The organism is Streptomyces sp. G5(2025) (genome assembly GCF_049542075.1).
Lineage (GTDB): Bacteria > Actinomycetota > Actinomycetes > Streptomycetales > Streptomycetaceae > Streptomyces.
Map to the genome: position 1 here is coordinate 3,508,593 of NZ_JBMUZT010000006.1, position 23,254 is coordinate 3,531,846.

General features: G+C 71.4%; 23 protein-coding genes and 1 riboswitch. Of the genes, 11 read left to right on the forward strand and 12 right to left on the reverse strand.

The annotated features are described in order from the left end of the window. Positions 1 to 60 precede the first annotated feature (60 nt). From groL to thrC, 4 genes are all read right to left on the reverse strand, one after another. Positions 61 to 1,686 (reverse strand): chaperonin GroEL, encoded by a 1,626-nt coding sequence (gene groL / locus ACOBQB_RS26670; RefSeq protein WP_223775341.1) that lies wholly within the window; start codon positions 1,684 to 1,686, stop codon positions 61 to 63. Between the two features lie 352 nt (positions 1,687 to 2,038). Then, positions 2,039 to 2,242, reverse strand: coding sequence for a cold-shock protein (locus tag ACOBQB_RS26675; RefSeq protein ID WP_005315736.1), 204 nt, complete (start codon positions 2,240 to 2,242; stop codon positions 2,039 to 2,041). Between the two features lie 454 nt (positions 2,243 to 2,696). Further along, positions 2,697 to 2,972 carry a ubiquitin-like small modifier protein 1 gene (locus tag ACOBQB_RS26680; protein WP_128432056.1) on the reverse strand — a complete coding sequence of 92 codons (276 nt, stop codon included), beginning with the start codon at positions 2,970 to 2,972 and terminating at the stop codon, positions 2,697 to 2,699. Positions 2,973 to 3,085: 113 nt separating this feature from the next. Then, positions 3,086 to 4,381, reverse strand: coding sequence for a threonine synthase (gene thrC / locus ACOBQB_RS26685; protein ID WP_423594992.1), 1,296 nt, complete (start codon positions 4,379 to 4,381; stop codon positions 3,086 to 3,088). 17 nt (positions 4,382 to 4,398) lie between these two features. After that, positions 4,399 to 4,527: riboswitch (SAM riboswitch) on the reverse strand. Between the two features lie 152 nt (positions 4,528 to 4,679). Here thrC and ACOBQB_RS26690 point away from each other — a divergent pair. Both ACOBQB_RS26690 and ACOBQB_RS26695 read left to right on the forward strand, forming a co-directional pair. Next, a complete protein-coding gene (locus ACOBQB_RS26690; RefSeq protein WP_423594994.1) occupies positions 4,680 to 5,624 on the forward strand; it encodes a glucosyl-3-phosphoglycerate synthase in 945 nt (314 codons plus the stop codon). A 52-nt stretch (positions 5,625 to 5,676) separates the two neighbouring features. Continuing rightward, the gene (locus ACOBQB_RS26695) at positions 5,677 to 7,095 is read left to right on the forward strand and encodes an alpha,alpha-trehalose-phosphate synthase (UDP-forming) (protein WP_423594996.1); all 1,419 of its coding nucleotides are present in this window, start codon (positions 5,677 to 5,679) and stop codon (positions 7,093 to 7,095) included. On the opposite strand, the gene ACOBQB_RS26700 is transcribed toward ACOBQB_RS26695, so the two are convergent. The 4 genes from ACOBQB_RS26700 to ACOBQB_RS26715 form a co-directional block, all read right to left on the reverse strand. Continuing rightward, entirely contained in the window at positions 7,092 to 7,610 is a 519-nt protein-coding gene (locus ACOBQB_RS26700; protein WP_423594998.1) for a hypothetical protein, read from the reverse strand. The two genes, ACOBQB_RS26695 and ACOBQB_RS26700, sit on opposite strands and share 4 nt — an antisense overlap. 86 nt (positions 7,611 to 7,696) lie before the next feature. After that, positions 7,697 to 8,575, reverse strand: a complete 879-nt coding sequence (gene otsB, locus ACOBQB_RS26705; RefSeq protein WP_423595000.1) for a trehalose-phosphatase — start codon at positions 8,573 to 8,575, stop codon at positions 7,697 to 7,699. Positions 8,576 to 8,594: 19 nt separating this feature from the next. Continuing rightward, positions 8,595 to 8,828: a DUF3263 domain-containing protein gene (locus ACOBQB_RS26710; RefSeq protein ID WP_223775346.1), complete on the reverse strand. Its 234-nt coding sequence runs from the start codon at positions 8,826 to 8,828 to the stop codon at positions 8,595 to 8,597. 9 nt (positions 8,829 to 8,837) lie between these two features. Beyond that, a complete protein-coding gene (locus ACOBQB_RS26715; RefSeq protein ID WP_423598780.1) occupies positions 8,838 to 10,055 on the reverse strand; it encodes an ABC transporter substrate-binding protein in 1,218 nt (405 codons plus the stop codon). A gap of 276 nt (positions 10,056 to 10,331) precedes the next feature. Here ACOBQB_RS26715 and ACOBQB_RS26720 point away from each other — a divergent pair, with 276 nt between their 5' ends. After that, positions 10,332 to 11,225, forward strand: a complete 894-nt coding sequence (locus ACOBQB_RS26720; RefSeq protein WP_423595002.1) for an SIS domain-containing protein — start codon at positions 10,332 to 10,334, stop codon at positions 11,223 to 11,225. 73 nt (positions 11,226 to 11,298) lie between these two features. Here the strand turns inward: ACOBQB_RS26720 and ACOBQB_RS26725 are convergent, their stop codons facing one another. Further along, a complete protein-coding gene (locus ACOBQB_RS26725) occupies positions 11,299 to 12,336 on the reverse strand; it encodes a beta-propeller fold lactonase family protein (protein WP_423595004.1) in 1,038 nt (345 codons plus the stop codon). 244 nt (positions 12,337 to 12,580) lie between these two features. On the opposite strand from ACOBQB_RS26725, the gene ACOBQB_RS26730 reads away from it, so the two are divergent. From ACOBQB_RS26730 to ACOBQB_RS26745, 4 genes are all read left to right on the forward strand, one after another. Beyond that, positions 12,581 to 13,555, forward strand: coding sequence for an ROK family protein (locus ACOBQB_RS26730; RefSeq protein ID WP_423595006.1), 975 nt, complete (start codon positions 12,581 to 12,583; stop codon positions 13,553 to 13,555). After that, the gene (nagA, locus tag ACOBQB_RS26735) at positions 13,555 to 14,712 is read left to right on the forward strand and encodes an N-acetylglucosamine-6-phosphate deacetylase (RefSeq protein WP_423595008.1); all 1,158 of its coding nucleotides are present in this window, start codon (positions 13,555 to 13,557) and stop codon (positions 14,710 to 14,712) included. Before ACOBQB_RS26730 ends, nagA begins: the two co-directional genes overlap by 1 nt. 104 nt (positions 14,713 to 14,816) lie before the next feature. Further along, a complete protein-coding gene (locus tag ACOBQB_RS26740) occupies positions 14,817 to 15,752 on the forward strand; it encodes a 1-phosphofructokinase family hexose kinase (protein WP_423595010.1) in 936 nt (311 codons plus the stop codon). Positions 15,753 to 15,822: 70 nt separating this feature from the next. Beyond that, positions 15,823 to 16,671: a class II fructose-bisphosphate aldolase gene (locus ACOBQB_RS26745; RefSeq protein ID WP_423595012.1), complete on the forward strand. Its 849-nt coding sequence runs from the start codon at positions 15,823 to 15,825 to the stop codon at positions 16,669 to 16,671. A gap of 99 nt (positions 16,672 to 16,770) precedes the next feature. Here the strand turns inward: ACOBQB_RS26745 and ACOBQB_RS26750 are convergent, their stop codons facing one another. Next, positions 16,771 to 17,763, reverse strand: a complete 993-nt coding sequence (locus ACOBQB_RS26750; protein ID WP_423595014.1) for a carbohydrate-binding protein — start codon at positions 17,761 to 17,763, stop codon at positions 16,771 to 16,773. Positions 17,764 to 17,850: 87 nt separating this feature from the next. Then, positions 17,851 to 19,482, reverse strand: a complete 1,632-nt coding sequence (cdgB, locus tag ACOBQB_RS26755; RefSeq protein ID WP_423595016.1) for a diguanylate cyclase CdgB — start codon at positions 19,480 to 19,482, stop codon at positions 17,851 to 17,853. Between the two features lie 427 nt (positions 19,483 to 19,909). Between cdgB and ACOBQB_RS26760 the strand changes: the two genes are divergently transcribed. Next, the gene (locus ACOBQB_RS26760) at positions 19,910 to 20,401 is read left to right on the forward strand and encodes a flavin reductase family protein (RefSeq protein ID WP_423598782.1); all 492 of its coding nucleotides are present in this window, start codon (positions 19,910 to 19,912) and stop codon (positions 20,399 to 20,401) included. Between the two features lie 134 nt (positions 20,402 to 20,535). On the opposite strand, the gene arfB is transcribed toward ACOBQB_RS26760, so the two are convergent. Further along, a complete protein-coding gene (gene arfB, locus ACOBQB_RS26765) occupies positions 20,536 to 20,964 on the reverse strand; it encodes an alternative ribosome rescue aminoacyl-tRNA hydrolase ArfB (RefSeq protein WP_423595018.1) in 429 nt (142 codons plus the stop codon). A 210-nt stretch (positions 20,965 to 21,174) separates the two neighbouring features. Here arfB and ACOBQB_RS26770 point away from each other — a divergent pair, with 210 nt between their 5' ends. The 3 genes from ACOBQB_RS26770 to ACOBQB_RS26780 all read left to right on the forward strand — a co-directional run bounded on the left by ACOBQB_RS26770 (position 21,175) and on the right by ACOBQB_RS26780 (position 23,246). Continuing rightward, positions 21,175 to 21,750, forward strand: a complete 576-nt coding sequence (locus tag ACOBQB_RS26770) for a TerD family protein (RefSeq protein WP_359645620.1) — start codon at positions 21,175 to 21,177, stop codon at positions 21,748 to 21,750. 142 nt (positions 21,751 to 21,892) lie between these two features. Beyond that, the gene (locus ACOBQB_RS26775) at positions 21,893 to 22,246 is read left to right on the forward strand and encodes a PadR family transcriptional regulator (protein WP_423595020.1); all 354 of its coding nucleotides are present in this window, start codon (positions 21,893 to 21,895) and stop codon (positions 22,244 to 22,246) included. Further along, positions 22,224 to 23,246, forward strand: a complete 1,023-nt coding sequence (locus ACOBQB_RS26780; RefSeq protein WP_423595022.1) for a hypothetical protein — start codon at positions 22,224 to 22,226, stop codon at positions 23,244 to 23,246. Before ACOBQB_RS26775 ends, ACOBQB_RS26780 begins: the two co-directional genes overlap by 23 nt. Positions 23,247 to 23,254 lie beyond the last annotated feature (8 nt).

A 23,254-nucleotide genomic window follows, 5' to 3' on the forward strand; every position in this document is an offset into this window, starting at 1 on the left:
CTGAGAAGGAGTGCCGCCCTCGGGACGCGAACGTCAGGACAGTGATCAACCAGAGGTCGATCAGAAGTCCATGTCACCGCCCGGCATGCCGCCGCCGGCCGGGGCAGCGCCCGCCTTCTCCGGCTTGTCGGCGATGACGGCCTCGGTGGTGAGGAACAGCGCGGCGATCGACGCGGCGTTCTGCAGGGCGGAGCGCGTGACCTTCGCCGGGTCGAGGATGCCCTCGGCGATCATGTCGACGTACTCACCCGTCGCGGCGTTCAGGCCGTGGCCGACCGTAAGGTTCCGCACCTTCTCGACGACGACGCCGCCCTCAAGGCCGGCGTTGACGGCGATCTGCTTCAGCGGGGCCTCAAGGGCCAGCTTCACAGCGGCGGCACCGGTGGCCTCGTCGCCCTCCAGCTCCAGCTTTTCGAAGACCTGGGTGGCCTGGAGCAGGGCCACGCCGCCACCGGCGACGATGCCCTCCTCGACGGCCGCCTTCGCGTTGCGAACGGCGTCCTCGATGCGGTGCTTGCGCTCCTTGAGCTCGACCTCGGTCGCGGCACCGGCCTTGATGACCGCAACACCGCCGGCGAGCTTCGCCAGGCGCTCCTGCAGCTTCTCGCGGTCGTAGTCGCTGTCCGAGTTCTCGATCTCGGCGCGGATCTGGTTGACGCGGCCCTGGACCTGGTCGCTGTCACCGGCGCCGTCGACGATGGTCGTCTCGTCCTTGGTGATGACGACCTTGCGGGCGCGGCCGAGCAGGTCGAGACCGGCGTTCTCCAGCTTGAGGCCGACCTCCTCGGAGATGACGGTGCCACCGGTGAGGATGGCGATGTCGCCGAGCATGGCCTTGCGGCGGTCACCGAAGCCCGGGGCCTTGACGGCGACGGACTTGAAGGTGCCACGGATCTTGTTGACGACCAGGGTCGACAGGGCCTCGCCCTCGACGTCCTCCGCGATGATCAGCAGCGGCTTGCCCGACTGCATGACCTTCTCCAGCAGCGGAAGGAGGTCCTTCACGTTGGAGATCTTGGAGTTGACGATCAGGATGTACGGGTCGTCGAGCGACGCCTCCATACGCTCCATGTCGGTGGCGAAGTACGCCGAGATGTAGCCCTTGTCGAAGCGCATACCCTCGGTGAGCTCCAGCTCCAGACCGAAGGTCTGGGACTCCTCGACGGTGATGACGCCTTCCTTGCCGACCTTGTCCATGGCCTCGGCGATGAGCTCGCCGATCTGGGTGTCGGCGGCGGAGATGGAGGCCGTCGAAGCGATCTGCTCCTTGGTCTCGACATCCTTCGCCTGCTCAAGGAGCGCACCGGAGACGGCCTCGACGGCCTTCTCGATGCCGCGCTTCAGAGCCATCGGGTTGGCACCGGCGGCCACGTTGCGCAGACCCTCGCGCACCAGGGCCTGGGCCAGGACGGTCGCGGTCGTCGTGCCGTCACCGGCGACGTCGTCCGTCTTCTTCGCGACCTCCTTGACCAGCTCGGCGCCGATCTTCTCGTACGGGTCCTCGAGCTCGATCTCCTTGGCGATGGAAACACCATCGTTGGTGATCGTGGGGGCGCCCCACTTCTTCTCGAGGACGACGTTGCGACCCTTGGGGCCCAGGGTCACCTTGACGGCGTCGGCGAGCTGGTTCATGCCGCGCTCGAGGCCGCGCCGTGCCTCCTCGTCGAACGCGATGATCTTGGCCATGTGAAGTGGTCCTCCCGGACAGGGGTGGAAACGCAAACGGACCGTGCTGGTGCCCGCGACGGACGGACTGCGCACCGTGTGGTTCCTTGCCCCACGCGGCCCGCGGACCTCACCGACCCGATCCAAGTTCTGTCACTCTCACTGGGAGAGTGCTAAGCCCAATGATTAGCACTCGACCCCTGCGAGTGCAAGCGCCTCTCCCGGATCCGGGGGGCGCGATCCGGACCCACCCGCCCCTACCCGCGGGCGCGCCCGTCCCTACCCGCGGGCGCGCGGGCGCACACGAGGGGCCCGTACCCCAGTGGGATACGGACCCCTCGCGATGCTTGCTTCGGTGGTCGATCGCGCCGAGCTAGACGGCGAGCTTGACCATGTCCGCCTGTGGACCCTTCTGGCCCTGCGAGATCTCGAACTCGACTCGCTGACCTTCTTCAAGGGTGCGGTAGCCGTCCATCTGGATCGCGCTGTAGTGGACGAAAACATCCGCACCACCGTCGACCGCGATGAAGCCGTACCCCTTCTCCGCGTTGAACCACTTGACGGTGCCCTGAGCCATGCCTAACTCCCCTATTACTGGCCCTTGCACAGGACCGCACTTCGCGGACCCGGGTCAGACCTCACCCGCCAATGGATGGGGGTGTGCGCCGGAACGCGTCGACCGCCGCTGAATGTATCTGTCCAACTGCCCTCTGCAACAGGTCAATCGGACGAGAATTCTGGGCATGCCGGATCGGCGATATACGGAGTGTCCACCAGGATTCAGGGCAAGTCGGGCCCGACAAATGCCACGAAGGGCTCAAAAGGGCGGCTCGCTTTGGCTGCTTCTTGTCGGCTCCGGGCCGACTTCGTATATGCGCTCGGCACAAACGGCGAAACAGGATTCCCAACTGTACCGCGCTCAACCATGCAGAATTGCCCCCTCCGTTTGTCAGCGGGAGAGGGCAATTCAGGTTACGCAGGGAAGTTGCAGAAACGGATCACCAGCACATCAGCAGCAGATCACCGGCAGATCATCCGCCGGCGACCGCCGGAATGATCGACACGCCCGCGCCGTCCGGGGTGGCCGTCTCCAGGCCCTGCTCGAAGCGGACGTCGTCGTCGTTGACGTACACGTTCACGAAGCGGCGCAGCTTGCCCTGGTCGTCCAGGACGCGGGCGGCGATGCCGGTGTGGTTCTTCTCCAGGTCGGCGATGACCTCCCCGAGGGTCGCCCCCTCGGCGGCCACCTCGGCCTGCCCGCCGGTGTAGGTACGAAGGATGGTGGGAATCCGGACGTTGACGCTCATGGGGTTCACCTCTGGGATACGTGGAGTGGGCGCCCCTGGAAGGGGCGCGGGGAACTGCGCGACCAGCCACGACGGCCCCGCAGCCGGAAAGGAGAGCTCAGGCCCTACGGCGGCTAACCGGCCAAGCCCGCGGAGCGGAACGCCTCAAGGCTCGGCTTGATCGTCGCGGTGGCCTGCGAGGTCTCGGCGACGGCGTCCAGCGTCTTCAGGCCGTCCCCGGTGTTCAGCACCACCGTGGTGAGCGCCGGGTCGATGAGCCCCGCCTCGATCAGCTTCTTCGTGACGCCCACCGTGACACCTCCGGCGGTCTCCGCGAAGATGCCTTCGGTCCGCGCCAGGAGCTTGATGGCGTCGACGACCTGCTCGTCGTTCACGTCCTCCACCGCCCCGCCCGTGCGGCGCGCGATGTCGAGCACGTACGGCCCGTCGGCGGGGTTGCCGATGGCCAGCGACTTGGCGATGGTGTTCGGCTTCTGGGGGCGCACCACGTCGTGACCGGCCTTGAAGGCGGCCGAGACCGGCGAACACCCCTCCGCCTGCGCACCGAAGATCTTGTAGGGCTTGTCCGCCACGAGACCGAGCGCGATCAGCTCCTTCAGACCCTTGTCGATCTTCGTGAGCTGCGACCCGGAGGCGATCGGGATGACGAGCTGGTCGGGCAGCTCCCACCCCAGCTGCTCGCAGATCTCGTACGCGAGGGTCTTGGAGCCCTCGCCGTAGTACGGCCGGAGGTTGACGTTGACGAAGCCCCAGCCCTCGCCCAGCGGGTCGCCGATCAGTTCGGAGCAGAAGCGGTTCACGTCGTCGTAGTTGCCCTCGATGCCGACGAGCTCGCCGCCGTAGACCGCGGCCATGACGACCTTGCCCTGCTCCAGGTCGTGCGGGATGAACACGCAGGAGCGGAAGCCCGCGCGGGCGGCGGCGGCGCCGACGGCGCCCGCGAGGTTGCCGGTGGAGGAGCAGGAGAGCGTGGTGAAGCCGAAGGCCCTGGCCGCCTCCAGCGCCTGCGCGACGACACGGTCCTTGAAGGAGTGCGTGGGGTTGCCGGAGTCGTCCTTGACGAACAACTTGCCCTGTTCGACGCCGAGTTCCCGCGCGAGGTTGTCGGCCTTGACGAGCTTGGTCCAGCCGGGGTTGAGGTTCGGCTTGTCGGCGACGTCGGCGGGGACGGGGAGCAGCGGGGCGTAACGCCAGATGTTGGCGGGTCCGGCCTCGATGCGCTCGCGGAGGGCTTCCGGGTCGCCGAGGGGCAGGTCGTACGCGACTTCGAGGGGGCCGAAACACTCGGCGCAGGCGAAGATCGGGCCCAGCGGGAAGCGGGTGCCGCACTCACGGCACGAGAGGCCGGACGCGGGGCCGAGGTCGACGGAAGGGGTGGTGCGTTCGGTGGCGACAGTCTGCACAGCCATGGAGGCGAGGCCCTTTCTCCTCATCTTCCTCGCGACGCATCTCGCCGCGAGACGGAATTGGCACCTTCCCCACCGTGACCTCGCGGTCGGCGGGAGGGTTGCCGGGGCTTCAACGGGCCGTATCCCTCTGCCCCTCTGGATGAGCGGTATTCGATTGTGGGTTTCAGTTGTAGATCATGCTGCGGCGACCCCGACATGCGATGGTCACCGGCGTTGTTCAAGACTGTAACCGAAGCCCTGGACCCTTGAGATAGTCGTCCGAACCGCGAGATGGATCACATATGGGAGGACCCTGACCGTGCTGGAAGAGGTCGAGCGCTGGCTGAACAGGCGTTCCTGGTCGGTCGCCGACCGCCCCTTGGACCGCCTCGTCGCCGCCAAGCGCGCGTCCGGCGCGACGGTGAGCGTCGTGCTGCCCGCCCTCGACGAACAGGAGACGGTCGGCGCGATCGTCGCCGAGATCCGCCGCGCGCTGATGGAGCGCGCCCCGCTCGTCGACGAACTGGTGGTGATCGACTCCGGCTCGTCGGACCGTACGGCCGAGGTGGCCGGCGAGGCCGGCGCCAAGGTCGTCCACCGGGACGAGATCCTGCCGCGGATCGCGCCGCTGCCCGGCAAGGGCGAGGTGCTGTGGCGCTCGCTGCTGGTGACGGGCGGCGACATCGTGGCGTTCGTCGACGCGGACCTGCGGGAGTTCTCCGCCGACTTCGTCTCGGGGATCGTCGGCCCGCTGCTGACCGACCCCGACGTGGCGTTCGTCAAGGCCATGTACGACCGGCCGCTCGGCGAGGCCGCCGGGCAGGGCGGCCGGGTGACGGAGCTGATGGCGCGGCCGCTACTGAACATGCACTGGCCGCGGCTGGCCGGTTTCGTGCAGCCGCTCGGCGGTGAGTACGCGGCCCGCCGGTCCCTCCTGGAGCGGCTGCCGTTCCCCGTCGGGTACGGCGTGGAGCTGGGGCTGCTCGTGGACGCGCTGCACACGGTGGGCCTGGACGCGCTGGCGCAGGTCGACGTCGGGGTGCGCAAGCACCGCCACCAGGACGGGCAGGCGCTCGGGCGGATGGCGGCGGCGATCTACCGGACGGCGCAGGTGCGGCTCGCGCGCGGGCATCTCGTACGGCCCGAGCTGACGCAGTTCGAGCGAGGAGAGGGCGGGTTCACGCCACGCACCCACGCGGTGGACACCGAGGAACGGCCGCCCATGACCGGCGTCGCGGAGTACGCGCACCGACGCGTGGCGTGAGCGGCCGGGACCATACGTTTGCCCGCCGCCCGGACGGGCTACGTTTTGGCACATGGTGTCCGATCCGGCTAAGTCAGCAGCAGCGCAGGTACTCGTCGCGTCCAACCGCGGCCCCGTCTCGTACACAGTGGGGAAGGACGGTGAGCTGACGGCCAAGCGCGGCGGCGGCGGCCTCGTCTCCGGACTGAGCGCCATCGGCGACGAGGCGGACGCTCTGTGGGTGTGCGCGGCGCTCGGCGAGGGCGACCGGGAGGCGGTGCGGCGCGGCGTCGGTGAGCCGGGCGTGCGGATGCTCGACATCGACGCGGGCTCACGCGAGGGCGTGCACGCCGCCGCGTACAACGGCATCGCCAACTCGGTCCTGTGGTTCGTGCACCACATGCTCTACCAGACGCCCCTGGAACCGGTCTTCGGCCCGGAGTTCCGCGCGCAGTGGGAGGCGTACGAGACGTACAACCGCGCGTTCGCCGAGGCGCTGGCGGCCGAGGCGGCGCCCGGCGCGGCGGTCGTCGTGCAGGACTACCACCTCACGCTGGTGCCGGGCATGCTGCGCGAGCTGCGCGAGGACCTGCGGATCGGCCACTTCTCGCACACCCCGTGGGCGCCGGCCGACTACTTCCGGATGCTGCCGGACGACGTGGCCGAACAGGTGCTGCGCGGCATGCTCGGCGCGGACCGCCTCGGGTTCCTGACGGGGCGGTGGGCGGACGCGTTCACGGAGTGCTGTGTGCGCGTGCTCGGCGGCACGTCCGGCACGCGGATCGGGGTGCACGGGCTCGGCGCCGACGCGGACTTCCTGCGGGAGCGCTCGCGGCGCGAGGACGTCGAGGAGCGGATGGCGACGCTGCGGGGGCAGGTGGGCGAGGGCCGCAAGACGATCGTGCGGGTGGACAGGACCGAGCTGTCCAAGAACATCGTGCGCGGCCTGCACGCCTACCGGGAGCTGCTGGAGACCCGCCCCGAGTGGCGCGAGCGGGTCGTCCACGTCGCGTTCGCCTACCCGTCGCGGCAGGACCTCGCGGTGTACCGGGACTACACGGCGGAGGTCTCGCGCGTCGCGGAGCAGATCAACGCGGAGTTCGGTACGCCCGGCTGGACCCCGGTGCTCCTCCACGTCGACGACGACTTCGCCCGCTCGCTCGCGGCGTACCGCCTCGCGGACGTGGCGCTGGTCAACCCCATCCGCGACGGCATGAACCTCGTCGCGAAGGAGGTCCCGGTGGTCTCCGACGAGGGCTGCGCGCTGGTGCTCTCGCGGGAGGCGGGGGCGTACGAGGAGCTGGGTGAGGACGCGCTGGGGGTGAACCCCTACGACATCTCGGCCACGGCGGAGGCGCTGCACGCCGGTCTTTCGATGCCACCCGGCGAGCGCGCCGAACGCACGAAACGCCTCACGGCGGCGGCGACGGCACTGCCCCCGACCCGGTGGTTCCTGGACCAGCTCCACGCCCTGACGGGCGACGCCGCCTAGCCCGCCCCTCCCGCCACTTCGCTGATACGCCACCCGACCATGCCGGCGGCGCCGGACCGACCGGTGGCGTCGAGGCGCAGCTCGTCCCGCGCGCCTGTGGTGCGCGCGGTGGTGGGGACCCCGTCGCAGTCGACGGTGCGGTGCGTGGGGCCCTTCCCGGCGATCGACAGATCGATCCGTCCCTTCCCCGCGCAGGCGACGACGACCTCGTACACCGTGCCCGGCCGCAGCTTCGGCCGGGCATGGATTCCGTCGCCGACGCGTTCGAGTCCGGACTCGACGAACAGGGGATCACTGTCGTCGATCGACTCCGTGCCCAGAGCCTTCCTCACCCGCTCGCCGAACTCCTCATCACCGCCCGCGGACGAACTCCCGGCGGCCGTCGGGCGTGCCCCCCGGCCGGCGCCGTCCGCCCCGCCCCCGTCCTCGGAGCAGCCGGTCAGGACCGCCAGACAGACCACCACGGCCCAGACCCCACCGCCGTATCGGCGCGCGCTCCGCTGGGGCCTCGTCATGAATGCGCCGTCCACATCGCCATCCGGGGGCCTTTCTTGTACGGGCCGTCGCGCTGACGCGGTCCGACAGTGAGCGTCTCGCGCGGTCAGGCCCCGGGCAGGCCGGCGGTGAGGGAGGCGAGCAGGTTCACCACTCCCGCCGGGCCGTCCACCACCAGGTCGGCGCGGTCGGAGAGTTCCGTCACCTCCGCGCTGCCGCTGCACACCAGGAGGCCCGCGACGCCGTCCGCGCGGAGTTTCTCCACCGCGGCGAAGGCGGGGAGGTCGCCCAGGTCGTCGCCCGCGTAGAGCACGGACTCCGCGCCGACCTCGCGCAGGTACGCGGCGAGGGCCACGCCCTTGTCCATGCCCGGGGGGCGCAGTTCGAGGACCATGCGGCCCGGTTCGACGATCAGGCCGTGCCGGGCCGCCAGTTCGGCGAGCGGTGCGCGCAGCGTGTCGTAGGCAGCCTGCGGGTCCTGCGCGCGGCGCGTGTGGACGGCGACGGCGCGGCCCTTCTCCTCGATCCACGTGCCGCGCCACGCGCCGATCGTGTCCAGGAACCCGGGCAGTTCGGCGCGGACGGCCGCGACGCCGGGATGCGCCTCGGCGGCCTGGACGGTGCCGGTGACCGCGTCCCAGCGCTCGGCGCCGTAGTGCCCGAGGACCACCAGCTGTTCCAGGCCGGGCACGCCCGCGAAGCCGCCGTAGCGCACGGCGACGCCCGCCGGGCGGCCCGTGACCACCGCGGCGGACCGCAGGCGCGGGGCGAGGGCGGCGAGCGCGGGCACGGCGTCCGGGTGGGCGCGGGCCTGCTCGGGGTCGGCGACGATCGGGGCGAGCGTGCCGTCGAAGTCGAGGGCCACGACGGCCCGTTCGGGCCGCGCGAGAAACGCGGCGAGACCGTCACGGCCCGCCGCCGTCACGGGCTCCGGCAGTGCGGGACGCCCGTGCCGGTCGGGCTGCGCGTACGTAGGGTCACCCATGGGCCCGACCTTAACCGCGTCAGCGCTCCTCGCGCCGCGACTCCCGCACCCGGCGCAGCCGATTGACCGTAATCGGGTCGTGCGCGAGGGCCCGGGGGTCGTCGAGAAGGGCGTTCAGGAGCTGGTAGTAGCGCACGGGGACCATGCCCAGCTCCTCGCGGACGGCGCGTTCCTTCGCGCCGGGCCCCGGCCAGTCGCGCCGCTCCAGGGCGAGGACGGCACGGTCCCGCTCGGACAGTTCCTCTTCGGTCATGCCGTCACGTTATTCCGCGTCCTCCGCGGTCGCCGCCTTGTTCTGGATCTGGCCGAGGATCATGGACGGGTTGCCGTTCTCGGTGACCGTCTTGCCGATGTTGTTCTTGATGTCGGCCGAGACCTGCGCCCACGACGTCTTGCCCACCGGGTAGAGCTGGGAGGTCGGCAGCTCCTTGAGGAACTTGCCCAGCTCGGTGTGGCCGCGGTCCTTGGACATCTGGTCGAACGCGGAGGTCGTCACGGGCAGGATGTCGTACTCGTTGGAGAAGTCGAGCACGTTCTTCTTGCTGTAGACGAAGTCGAGGAACTTGCCGGCCTCCTTGCGGTGACCGTTCTGCTTGAACGCCATCATCCAGTCGGCGACACCCATCGTGGCCTTCGCCTTGCCGTTGACGCCGGGCGCCGGCACCATGCCGAATTTCACGCCCTTCTTCGCGGCCATCTTCATCAGCGTCGGGTGGCCGTTGAGCATCCCGACCTCCCCGCGCGAGAACGCCGCGAACGCGTCGGCGCGGTTCATCTGACCGGGCGCCTTCGGCCCGGTCAGCCCCTTGCCGACCAGCTCGTCCCGGAGCCAGGCGAACGTCTTGGCGTTCTGCTTGGAGTCGATGTCGTACGAGCCGACGTTGTCGGTGTAACCGCCGCCGCCGCTCAGCATCCACATCAGCGTCTCGGCGGGCGCCTCCTCGGGGCCCAGCGGCAGCGCGTACGGGATCTTCACGCCGCGCGCCTTGAGGGCCTTCGCGGCGGCCTGGAGCTGGCTCCAGCTCTGCGGCGGGGTGAGACCGGCGTCCTTGAAGAGCTTGGTGTTGTAGAAGAGCAGGCGCGTGGAGGAGGCGAACGGCATGCCGTACTGGATGCGCTTGACCTCGCCGGCCTGGGCGAGCGGGGTCATGAAGTCGGCCTGGGTGGCGATGGAGAGCAGTTCGTCGGCCTCGTAGAGCTTGCCCTGCGCGGCGTAGTCGGCGTACGCGCCGATCTGCGCCAGGTCGGGGGCGTCGCCCTTCTTGACCATCTCCTTGACCTCGCGGTCCACGTCGTTCCAGGACAGGACGGTGACGTCGACCTTGATGCCGGGGTTCTCGGCCTCGAAGGCCTTGCTGAGCTTGTCCCAGTACTTCTTGGAACTGTTGGCCGCGGAGTCGCCGTAGTCGGCGGCCACCAGCTTGAGGGTGACGTCGCCGGAGTCGCCGGGACCACCGCAGCCGGCGAGCACGCCCGCCATGCCCAGTGCGGCCACCGCCGCGGTCAGTCCTGTCACGCGCCGCTGCACAGCTGTCCCACCCTCATTGCTTTCGCGTACCGGGGCCGGTGCGCCCCACCGCTGTCGAACTGCGATTTTCCCCCGAGTTTCCCCCGGGTCCGAACACAAGGTCTACACCAGCCCAGTATCACTTGTGCAACGGACGCCCACGGACGCCCACGGGCACCCATTGCAGCCCCGTCCCCGGCCTGCTAAGCACGACACGTTCACGTCCCGCACGACGAGGAGCCTTGCCGCATGTCGCGTACCGCAGCAGAAATAGCCACTCAGCCCGCCTGTTGGCACCGGGCGGCGGAGGCGGCGGCCTCCTTCACGGGGCTGCCGCAGCCGGGTGAGCGGGTCGCCGTCACCGGGTGCGGGACCTCATGGTTCATGGCCATCGCGTACGCGGCGCTGCGCGAGGCGGCGGGACAGGGCGAGACGGACGCCTTCGCCTCCTCGGAGTTCCCGGCCGGGCGGCGCTACGACCGGGTGGTCGCGATCACCCGCTCCGGTACGACGACGGAGGTGCTTGAGCTGCTCGGGCGGCTCAAGGGCTCGGTCCCGACGCTCGCGCTGACCGCCGACCCGAAGACCCCGGTCATGGACGCGGCCGACACCGTGGCGGTCCTGGACTGGGCGGACGAGGAGTCGGTCGTCCAGACGCGCTTCGCGACGACCGCGCTCGCCTTCCTGCGGGCCGGGCTCGGTGACGTGCCCGGCGTGAAGCCGGTGGCCGAGGCGGCGGTCGACGCGGAGCTCGCGGTGACGGAGCCGCTGCCGGCGGCGGTGCTCGGGGCGGAGCAGTGGACGTTCCTGGGGCGCGGCTGGACGTACGGTCTCGCGCTGGAGGCGGCGCTGAAGATGCGGGAGGCGGCGGGGGCGTGGACGGAGGCGTACCCGGCGATGGAGTACCGCCACGGGCCGATCTCCATCACGGGCCCCGGCCGCGTGGCGTGGATGTTCGGCACGCTGCCGGAGGGTCTCGCCGGTGACGTGGCCCGGGTCGGCGGCGAACTCGTCGCCCGCCAGGACGCGGACCCACTGGCCGACCTGATCCGCGCCCAGCGCCTCGCGGTGGCCCTGGCCGAATCCCACGGCTTCGACCCGGACCGCCCCAAAAACCTCACCCGCAGCGTGATTTTGAGCTAGGGGTACGGCGGCGGGGTACGGGGGCAGGGGTACAGGGGCAGGGCGGCGACTCATGCCGCCGTGCCCCGCCCACTCACCTGGGAGTGATGGCGATGCCCTCCGGCTGATGGCCGGTGCGCAGGGTCGTGCGTACCTTCGCGAGTCCCGGGTCGATCACCGAAACCGTGTCGGAGTCCTCGTTGGTGACCCAGACCCGGCTGCCGCCCGGGCTGACCGCCACGCCCTGCGGTGTCTTGCCCACGGGCACCTCGGAAAGGACACCACCGGTCGCGGTGTCGATGACAAGGAGTACGTCGGCCCCGGAGTCCGCGGCGTACAGCCGCTGTCCGTCGGGGCTGACGCCCAGGCCGAGCGGGGCCTTGCCGGCCGGCCAGGTGGCCGTCACCTTGCGGGTGGCCGGGTCGATGACGGAGACCGTCCCGGAGCCCGTGTTGGCGACGTAGACCCTGTCCCCCTTGACCGTGGCGGTGATCCCGCTGGGGAAGTCGCCCACGGGAATCCGGGCCACGGGCTCATGTCCCCTGGACAGGACGGTGACGTTGTTGCTGCCGCTGTTGGTGACGTAGGCGGTCCCGTCGGGCAACGTGGCGACGCTGTGCGGGAGTTCGCCCGTCGCGGGCGTCGCGATGACCTTCTGGCCGGCCGTGTCGATGACGGAGACGTTGCCGCTGCCCCAGTTCGCCGCGAGCACCCACCGCCCGTCACGGCTCGGAGAGGCCGAGAACGGATAGGACCCGACCGGCACCGTCGCCACGGCTTTGCGGCTGGCCGTCTCGATGAAGGTGACCGAGTCGGACAGGCCGTTGGCCACGTACACGTGCGAGCCGTCGGGGGCCGCGCCCACGCCGGTCGGTCCGCTGCCCACCGTCGTGGTGGCGACGGGCCGCTCCAGGCGGACGTCGAAGGAGGAGACGGTCCCGGAGCCGCTGTTGGCCACGTACGCGACGATGCGCATCGGGAAGCCCTTGGCGGGCGTGTCCTTCGCCGCCGGTTCCGGTGCCGGGGGCGGCGCGCCGGGTGCCGCGGCGGAGGTGCAGGCCATGACGGCGAGCACGAACCCGAGCGTCAGACGGATACGGAAGCGGCCGCTGCCTGCGGAGAGTCTCAGCATGGATCCACCTCTGGCTGTAGGGAGTCCGGGAGTCCGGGACGAACGCGCAGGGTCAAACGCTCGACCTGGCCGTCCCACACGGCCGGAACAGGGATTCGTTCTTTCGCATGGCGGCTTTTGCGGCAAATCGTCCATTTCGCATACTTGCGGGAGTCATATGACAGCAGCATCTACTGCCACGCCTCACCCGCCCGCCACCCAGGTGGACTAGACCTTTCAAGGGGTGACGGGCGAGACTGTATCCGTGAGACACGTCATCGCCCTCGATGTGGGCGGCACCGGAATGAAGGCCGCCCTGGTAGGGGCGGACGGCACCCTGCTGCACGAGGCCCGCCGCCCGACGGGCCGCGACCGCGGCCCCGAGGCGGTCGTCGCGTCCATCCTCGACTTCGCCGCGGACCTCCGCGCCCACGGCATCGCCCACCTCGGCGAACCCGCCGCGGCGGCCGGCGTCGCCGTGCCCGGCATCGTCGACGCCGCCCGCGGCATCGCGGTCTACGCGGCCAACCTCGGCTGGAGCGACGTCCCCCTGCGGGACCTCCTCAGCGCCCGCCTGGCAGGCGTCCCCGTGGCCCTCGGCCACGACGTGCGCACCGGCGGCCTCGCCGAGGGCCGCCTCGGCGCGGGCAAGGACGCCGACCGCTTCCTGTTCGTGCCCCTGGGCACCGGCATCGCGGGAGCCATCGGCATCGGCGGCGCCATAGAACCCGGCGCCCACGGCTCGGCCGGGGAGATCGGCCACATCGTCGTACGCCCCGGCGGCCCGCCCTGCGGCTGCGGCCAGCGCGGCTGCCTGGAACGCCTGGCCTCCGCGTCCGCGGTGAGCACGGCGTGGGCCGAGGCGAGCGGCGACCCCGAGGCGGACGCCGCGGACTGCGCCAAGGCCGTGGAGTCCGGCGACCCGAGGGCCCAGGAGGTCTGGCGCGACGCCGTCGACGCCCTGGCCGACGGCCTGCTCACCGCCCTCACTCTGCTGGACCCGCGCACCCTGATCATCGGTGGCGGTCTGGCCGAGGCGGGGGAAACCTTGTTCACGCCGCTGCGGGCCGCCGTCGCGGCGCGCGTCGTCCAGTTCCAGACGCTGCCGGAGATCGTGCCCGCGGCCCTCGGCGACACCGCCGGGTGCCTGGGCGCGGGCCTGCTCGCCTGGGACCTCCTCGACGAGCCGGCAGCCCCCGCACACCCAGCGGACATCGACCCCCCGGAGGTAACCGCCTGATGGCCACTCGCAAGGTTCTCGCCGGTGCCCAGGTGGTACTGCCCACCGGAACCGTCCCCGACGGCCGCGTGACCGTGGACGGCACCCGCATCGCCGAGAACGCCCCAGCCGACGCGCAAGCGCAACCGCACGCCGACACCCTCGACCTCACCGGCCACTGGGTGGTCCCCGGCTTCGTCGACATCCACAACCACGGCGGCGGCGGCGCCTCCTTCACCTCCGGCACCGTGGGGGACGTACTCAAGGGCGTCCACACGCACCGCCTGCACGGCACGACCACCCTTGTCGCCTCCACCGTCACCGGCGAGATGGACTTCCTCGCCGAGCGCGCCGGACTCCTGAGCGAGCTGGCCGAGCAGGGCGACATCGCCGGCATCCACTTCGAGGGCCCCTTCATCTCGCCGTGCCGCAAGGGCGCGCACAGCGAGGACCTGCTGCGCCACCCCGACCCCGCGGACGTGCGCAAGCTGATCGACGCGGCCCGCGGCCGGGCGAAGATGCTCACCCTCGCCACCGAACTGCCCGGCGGCCTCGACTCCGTGCGCCTACTCGCCGAGCACGGCGTCATCGCGGCCATCGGGCACACCGACGCCACGTACGAGCAGACGGTGGAGGCCATCGACGCGGGCGCCACCGTCGCCACCCACCTCTACAACGCGATGCCGGGCCTCGGCCACCGCGCGCCCGGCCCCATCGCCGCCCTCCTGGAGGACGAGCGGATCACCGTCGAACTGATCAACGACGGCACGCATCTGCACCCGGCCGCCCTGGAGCTGGCCTTCCACCGCGCGGGCGCCGACCGCGTCGCGTTCATCACGGACGCGATGGACGCGGCGGGCTTCGGCGACGGCCGGTACATGCTCGGCCCGCTGGAGGTCGAGGTGAAGGACAGCGTGGCGCGGCTCGTCGAGGGCGGCTCGATCGCGGGCTCCACGCTCACCCTGGACCGCGCCTTCAAGCGCTCGGTGACCGTCGACGGCATCTCCGTGGAGGACACCGTCCGCGCCCTGTGCGCCAACCCGGCGAGGCTCCTGGGAATGGAGGACACCGTGGGCTCCCTGGAGCCGGGCAAGGACGCGGACCTCGTGGTCCTGGACGCGTCCTTCGACCTCAAGGGTGTCATGCGCAAGGGCGAATGGGTGGTCAGCCCCGTGTGAGCGCGAGGCGGTTGGCCCTCACCCCTGGGCCAACCGCCTTCTGTTTGGCATGATCAGAACCGGCGAAAGAGCGGCAGCGCACAGGCACTTCGGGGGTGGTACGAGTGATGCTCACCGTCACGTTGAACGCGGCGCTCGACCTCACCTACCGCGTGCCCGCCCTCACCCCGCACACCACCCACCGCGTCACCGAGGTGATCGAACGCCCCGGCGGCAAGGGCGTGAACGTCGCCCGCGTCCTCGCCGCCCTCGGCCACGACGTGACCGTCACCGGCTTCGCGGGCGGCGACACCGGACGCGTCCTGCGCGAACGCCTGGCCGACGAGCCGCGCGTGACGGTCGCGTTCGCCCCCATCGCCGGCGCCACGCGCCGCACCCTCGCCGTGGCCGACGCGGCGACCGGCGACACCACCCAGCTCAACGAACCGGGCCCGGCCGTCACCCCCGCCGAGTGGGCCGCCTTCCTGGACTCCTACGAGGAGTTGGTGCACCGCCCGGGCACCACGGCGGTCGCGCTCTGCGGCAGCCTGCCGCCCGGCGTCCCCGTCGGCGCGTACGCCCTCCTCGTACGCGCCGCGCGCGCCGCCCACGTCCCGGTGCTGCTCGACACCAGCGGCGAGCCGCTGCGCCGCGCGGTCGCGGCCCGGCCCGACATCATCAAGCCCAACGCCGAGGAACTCGCCGAGCTGACCGGCTCCCACGAGCCCGCGCGGGCCACCCGCGACGCCCGCCGCAGGGGCGCGCACGCCGTGGTCGCCTCGCTCGGCGCGGACGGTCTGGTCGCCCTCACCCCGGACGGCGGCTGGCAGGCGCGGCCCCCGGCCCCGGTGCGCGGCAACCCCACGGGCGCGGGCGACTCGGCGGTCGCCGGGCTGCTCTCCGGGCTCGCCGAGGGCCTGCCCTGGCCGGACCGGCTGGCACGCGCCCTGGCCCTGTCGGCGGCGACCGTGGCGGCCCCGGTGGCGGGCGAGTTCGACCGGGCGACGTACGAGGACCTGCTGGCACGGGTCACGGTGACCGGCCGCCCCGCGGCAGCCTGACACAGCGCCCACCAAGAGCCGTATCCGCACCGCACAACGGGGCGCAGGGCCCCGGGAACTGGGGAGCACCGTGCCACTGGTCAGCACCGGCGAACTCGTCGAACAGGCCCGCGCGGCGGGCCATGGCGTCGCGGCGTTCAACGTCATCACCCTGGAGCACGCGGAGGCGATCGCGCTGGGCGCCGAGCGCGCGGGCACCCCGGCGATCCTCCAGGTCTCTCAGAACGCGGTGAAGTTCCACGGCGGCCGGCTGTCGGCGATCGCGGCGGCGACGGCGGCGGTCGCCCACGCCTCCCCGGCCCGCCTCGCCCTCCACCTGGACCACGTCACCGACGTCGAACTGCTGCGCGCCGCGCACCCGGAGGGCTTCAGCTCCGTCATGTTCGACGCGTCGAAACTGGCGTACGGCGAGAACGTGAAGGCGACGGCGGACGCGGTGCGCTGGGGCCACGAGCGGGGCATGTGGATCGAGGCCGAACTGGGCGAGGTGGGCGGCAAGGAGGGCGAGCCGCCGCTGGACGCGCACGCGCCCGGGGTGCGCACGGACCCGGCGGAGGCGGCCGCGTACGTCGCCGACACGGGCGTGGACGCACTCGCGGTGGCCGTCGGCTCCTCACACGCGATGACGGAGCGAACGGCATCCCTGGACCACGAGTTGATCGCGTCCCTGCGCGCCGCGGTACCGGTCCCCCTGGTCCTGCACGGCTCAAGTGGCGTCCCGGACAACGAGATCCGCCGAGCCGTCGCCTCCGGCATGGTGAAGATCAACGTGGGCACGGCGCTCAACGCGGCGTTCACGGGGGAGGTGCGCGCGTACCTGAAAGGCGACCCGGGGGGCGTCGACCCGCGCAAGTACCTGACTCACGCCCGAGAGGCGATGGCAGAGACAACGGCCCGCTTCCAGCGCCTCCTCGCTTGAGTACGTCGCTCCACCAGCTCACCGCGACCCGCTCACGCGCGAGGGGCCCGACCGGGAATCCCGGTCGAGCCCCTCGCCTCGCGGTTCGCGTTCGCGCGGTCAGCTCGTCACGTGCCCGGCCTTCAGCCAGAACTGATCCAGGTTGGCGTTGCACTGGTCACCCTGCTCGCAGGAGACCGTGAGCGTGTTGGTGCCCTTGGACAGCTCGACATAGACGTAGGTCTTCGTCCAGCCCTTGTCCCAGGCGCCCTCCGCCGCGCGGGCGAAGTTGTCCATGTTGACCTTGCGCTCGGACTGGCTGCCGTTCACCGTCAACGTGGTCTCAGCGGCCTTGCCCGGTACGCCATAGCCCACGAAGAGCGTGTATGCGCCGTCCTTCGGGATGCCGTTGACCGTCCACGTCACCTGGGCGCCGACCTTGTCGAACCCGGCGACGTACATCCCGCCGTCGGCCTTGGCGCCCGGCACGTCGGACGCCGTCGTGGTGCCGCCCTCCAGCTTCAGGGCCTTCGCGTCCGTCTTCGGCAGCTCCGTCTTCTCCTTCGGCTTCTTGGCCGGCTTCTCGCTGGGCTCGACGGACGTGGCCTGCGACGGCTTGCCGCCGGCCTGCGCGTCGCCGCCCTTGTCCTCGTCCTTGCCGCCGAAGAGCATGGCGGCGCCGATGCCGATGGCGACGACGGCCACCACCGCGATGGCGGCTATCAGCAGCCCCTTGGTGTTGGGCCCCCGGCCGCGGCCGCCGCCACCGCCCGCGGGCGTGTACTGCGGCGAGGTGACGGGCGCGCCGGCGGGCTGCGCCTCGGGCGCGGTGTAGTGGGGGTTCGGCCGGCCGTAGCCCTGCTGCGGCTGCGGCTGCGGGACCTGCTGGCCGTACGTCGGCTGCGCCGCCTGGCCCTGGCCGTACGCCGGACGCCGGTCACCGACCGCCCGTACGTGGTGGTACGAGGAGCGGGGACCCGGGTACCCATAGCCGCCCCCACCGCCCGGCGGGGTCGCGCCGGCCGCCTGTCCGTCCTCGTACAGGTAGCCGAACGGATCGTCGTCGCCCTGCGGCGCGCTCGGCGTGTTCTCGCCGTTATTGCCGGGCGTCATTCCCAGGTCACTCCCTCGCATCGCTGACGCGGGGAGCCTACCCGGTCCGGCTGGGCCCACCGGGTGGCGTTGACCTCATCGATACCGTCAGCCGGCCCGCCGCTGCTGCTTGGCACGGGAGCGTTTCTCCACGTACATCCGCTGGTCGGCGGAGTGCAACACTTCGTCCGCCGACATCCCGCAGTGCGCCCAGCCGATGCCGAAACTGGCGCCCACCCGCACCGCCCTGCCGTCGACGCGGATCGGCGGGATGATCGCGTTCCGCAGCCGGACCGCGAGGTCCTGGGCGTCGGCGCGGCCGAGGCCGTCGGCGAGGACGACGAACTCGTCACCGCCGAGCCGCGCCACGGTGTCCCCGTCGCGCACCCCGCTGGTGAGCCTTCTCGCCACCTCGATGAGGACGGCGTCGCCGGTGTGGTGCCCGAAGCGGTCGTTGATCGACTTGAAGCCGTCGAGGTCGCAGAAGAGGACCGCGAGCCCCTTGGTCCCGTCGTCCACCTCCCCCTCCTCGGGGGCGACCGTGTGGACGTGGTGGTCGAAGCCCTCGTCCTGCTGGAGCGAGGCGTGCCCGAAGTCGAAGCCGTGTTCGTAGGCGGCGTCGAGGGAGTCGACTGCGCTGGGCCGCCCCGCGTGCGGCCTGCGGCACAGGCGGGCGCCGAGCCGGGCCCGCAGCTCGGCGGAGTTGGGCAGCCCGGTGAGCGAGTCATGGCTGGCCCGGTGGGCGAGCTGGAGCTCGCGGCGCTTGCGCTCCTCGATGTCCTCGACGTGCGTGAGCAGGAACCGGGGCCCGTCGGCGGCGTCCGCGACGACGGAGTTGCGCAAGGACACCCACACATACGTCCCGTCGCGCCGCGCGAGGCGCAGCTCGGCCCGGCCGCCCTCGGCGGAGGTGCGCAGGAGCGTGCCGATGTCCTCGGGGTGGACGAGGTCGGAGAAGGAGTAGCGCCGCATGGCGGAGGCGGGGCGGCCGAGAAGGCGGCACAGGGCGTCGTTCGTCCGCAGGAGCCGCCCGTGCTGGTCGCCGCCCATCTCGGCGATGGCCATGCCGGAGGGGGCGTACTCGAAGGCCTGCCGGAAGGACTCCTCGCTGGCCCGCAGTGCCTGCTGCTCGCGCTCCAGGCGGACCAGGGCGCGCTGCATGTTGGCGCGCAGCCGGGCGTTGCTGATCGCGATGGCGGCCTGGAACGCGTACATCTGGAGGGCCTCGCGGCCCCAGGCGCCGGGCCTGCGGCCGTTGCGCGGCCGGTCCACGGAGATCACGCCGAGCAGCTCGCCGCCGGCCGCGCCGGTCGCGTACATGGGGGCGAAGAGGCGGTCGGCGGGGTGCCACTCGTCCTCGAAGCGGGGCTCGGGGCCCTCGGTGTACCACTGCGGGACGTCGTCGTCGTCGAGGACCCAGCCCTCGGTGTACGAGATGAAGCGCAGGGCGCCCCACGGCTCACCCATGGCGAGGCGGCGCTCCCAGGCGTCACGGGAGCCGACGCGTCCGGTGATCAGGGCCTCGGCGGAAGGGTTGCCCGCGAAGGCGGCGACGACGAGATCGCCGTCCGGGCGCACGAGGTTGACGCAGGCCAGTTCATAGCCAAGGCCGTTGACGACGCCGTCGGCGACGGTCTGCAGCGTGTCCGCCAGGCTCCGGGCGGTGTTCAGCTCCGCTACCACCTGATGCAGCTGCCGCAAGGTCGCAAGACGGACGTACGGCTCCGACTCGGTCTCCATGCTCGTTCTCCCCGAGACCTCGACAGCAATCCAGGATGCGCGGCGCCCGCAGTGTCTTTCTGTGCCCTTGTGCCCTCAGTGTCTTATTGCCACCGTCACTGAATCACAGCGAGCTGCCCACTCGGTACACAGGGTCAACAAAATATGGGTCCTGTGACTCAAGTCACAGATGGGGCGCCGCCGTTGGTCCAGTCCCTTGGTCTGGTCCACCGCCCCGCGCGGCACCGCGTGCCACTCTTCTCGGCCCTCGGTCCTAGGACCGGTCTCGGCCGCGGGGCCGATGTGGCGCGGGGGCTGTCCGGGCTAGCGTCGTCCCGTGGCTCACGTATTGAAGACTCCCCCGGCTCCCCCGGCCCCGCCTACCTCCCGTCACCCGTCACCGGGTGGGCATGCTGATGGGGTGAGCAACGACGAGTTCCGCGCGGCGATGTCCCGCCTGGCGGCGGGCGTGGTCCTGGTGACGGCGCGCGAGCCGGGCCTGGACCCCGACGACCCGGGCGCGCCCGCGGGCGAGGAGGTGGGCATGACGGCGACCGCCTTCCTGTCCGTCTCCCTGGACCCGCCCCTGGTCATGGTGAGCCTGCGCGAGGGCTCCCGGATGGACGACCTGCTCGCCGAGCAGCCGCTGTGGGCGGTCTCGGTGCTCGCCGAGGGCCAGCGGCACATCGCGGGCCGCTTCGCGATGAAGGGCCGCATCAGCGACCGGCTGCTCTTCGAGGACATCCCCTACGTACGGGGTACGGAGTCGGGCGCGCCGCTGATCGGCGGCGCGCTGTCGACCTTGGAGTGCCGTACGGAGCAGACGGTGGCGGCGGGCGATCACACGCTGGTGATCGGCCGCGTGCTGAGCGCGTCGCTGCCGAGTGGTGAGGGGGGCCCGCTGCTGTACTTCCGGGGGCGGTATCGGCAGCTGGGCTGAGCGCCCCTCAGGGTCGCGGGGAACTGCGCGCTCAGCCCGCGAGAAGCCGCAGTCGCAACTGCCGAGGTCCCGGCAGACGCGTCTGCGGCTTCTTTGTGGTTGCTCGCGCAGTTCCCCGGGCCGCTGTCGGGGCCCTAGCCCCAGCCTTGCCCGGACCTGCCCCGCTTCGTCTCGCCGCGCTGCTTCTTGTTCCGCAGCCTGCGTTCGTTGATGCCCCGCGGGACCTTGGTCGCGCGCCGCGGCTTCGGCGGCGGGGCGGTGACCTCGGCGAGCAGGGCGGTCAGCCGGGTGGCGGCCATCTCCCGGTTCCGCCACTGGGACCGGTGCTCGCTGGCTCGTACGCTGATGACGCCGTCGACGAGCCGGGAGGCGAGCCGCTCCAGGGCCCGCCGCTTCCACACCTCGGGCAGCGCGTCGGTGTTCGCGAGGTCGAACCGCAGCTCCACCTGGGTGTCACTGGTATTGACGTGCTGACCGCCCGGCCCGGACGACCGCGAGAAACGCCAGATGAGCTCGGCCTCGGGCAGGGAGACGGAGCCGCGGATGAGATGGGGACCGGACATGACCCCATGGTCCCGCGTCTGTCGGGCTCACGTCACACCCTTTTCCCGCACTCCTCCCCATCACCCCGGGTAAAGAAAGCAAAGCCATGCGGAACCTTCGGGACCTCGGTCGGCGTTGGTACCGGTGAAGGTAGCTTCGTCCCCAGTACGAAGCCCGTACGCACTGACTTTCACGCGGTGCGTCGTAAACGAGGGAAGGGACTCCCAACAATGGCAGTAAGCCTGTCCAAGGGTGGCAACGTCTCGCTCACCAAGGAGGCTCCGGGCCTGACCGCCGTCACCGTGGGGCTCGGCTGGGACGTCCGTACCACCACCGGCACCGACTTCGACCTGGACGCCTCCGCGATCGCGGTGAACACGCAGGGCAAGGTCTACTCCGACCAGCACTTCGTCTTCTTCAACAACAAGGCGACGCCGGACCAGACCATCGTCCACACCGGTGACAACGTCACGGGCCAGGGCGAGGGCGACGACGAGCAGATCAACGTCAACCTGGCGGGTCTGCCGGCCGACATCGAGAAGATCGTCTTCCCGGTCTCGATCTACGACGCGGAGAACCGCTCGCAGAACTTCGGCCAGGTGCGGAACGCGTTCATCCGCATCATCAACCAGGCCGGCGGCACGGAGATCGCCCGTTACGACCTCTCCGAGGACGCCGCGACCGAGACCGCCATGGTCTTCGGCGAGCTGTACCGCAACGGCGCGGAGTGGAAGTTCCGCGCGGTCGGCCAGGGCTACGCCTCGGGCCTGGTCGGCATCGCCCAGGACTTCGGTGTGAACGTCTGACCGGACGTCGCCACCAGCGCACGCTGATTTCCCAGAGGGCCCCGGCATCCACGCCGGGGCCCTCTGGCGTGAGCGGACCCATGGGCCTCTAGTATGGTTTCCGTAATAGTCCGTCACCAGGAAGAGCGAGGGGAGGGCGACCGTGGTCGTCGTCACCGCATGGACCCGCGCCGCGCTGCCCCTGTGCCTGCTCGGCGTCCTCGACAGCGAGGAGAAGAGCTACGGCTACGCCCTGCTCGGCCATCTCGCCGACGCGGGGCTCGACGGCGTCAAACCCGCCACGCTCTACCCCGCCCTCGCGCGCCTCGAAGAGGAAGGCGCCGTCGAGGTCGAGTGGGGCGCCGGCGACGGCGGCCCCGGGCGGAAGTACTACCGGATCACCGAGGAGGGGCGGGCGAGGCTGCGGCGTGACCAGGCCGCGTGGGGTGACTTCACCCGGACCGTCGCCTCGCTCCTCGGCAAGGGGGACGACAGTGGGCAAGACACGTACGACTGACCTCGTCTGGGCCCGCGAGGAGGACCAGGAGTGGGCCGACACCGTCCACGTACGGCTCGCGTTCGACCACGACGTGCCCGTCGGGCTCGCCGAGGAGGTGCTCGCCGAGGCCCATCAGATGGTGCACGAGGCGGGGCTGCCCGCGCAGGAGGTGCTCGGCGCCCCGGAGGCCTACGCGTCCGCCGTCGCCGCCGAACGCGTCAGCGAGGAGTACCGGGCCAGGGCCGACGCGCGCGGCCTGACGCCCGGTGAGTCCCTCTGCGCCGCCTTCGGGACGCTCGGGTTCGTCGGGTTCGTCCTGTGCGCCCTGTACTGGATCGAGGACGGGCTGTGGGTGACGGGGAGCTGGGCTTCGGCCGCCGGGTGCGCGACGGTCGTGGCCGCCGTGTCACTCGTCGCCCTCGCCTTCGTCGCCCGTGGCGCCGGACGCGTCCGGGGCATGTGGGGCTTCGTCGCCGGAGCCGTCTGCGCCGTCGCGGGCGGGTCCGCCGTCGCCGCCACCGCGCCCGCCGAGCGGCTGTTCGAGGTGCCCGTGCCGGTGCTGATGGCGGGCTGCGTCGCCTGGACCGTCGGGGCCTACGCGTTCCCCGAAGCCGTCCTCGACCGCCGGCTCGCACCGCGCCCGCCCGCCGACGACGAGCAGTGGCTGGCGCGGCTCGAAGGGCTGCTGCGCGGGCGGCACGCCATGCCGGCCGCCGAGGCGCGCGGTCATGTGCGGGAGGCCCGGCAGCATCTCGGCGGGGCGGACGGCGAGCGCGCCGAGGACGCCTTCGGTGACGTCGAGGTCTACGCCATGCGGCTCGCCGACGGCCCCCGCAAGCGGCAGCGGCTCGCCCGGAACAAGATGTACCGCGCGGCGGCGGTGGCCGTGGTGTTCGGTGTCCTCGCCGTCGACGAGGCGCTCGAAGCGGGCCCCTCGTCCGGCTGGGTCGCCTGTTACGTGGGCGCGTCCAGTGCCTGGCTCTGGACCCTGATCGCCGAGTGGCGCAAGGCCCGCTAGCCCGCCCC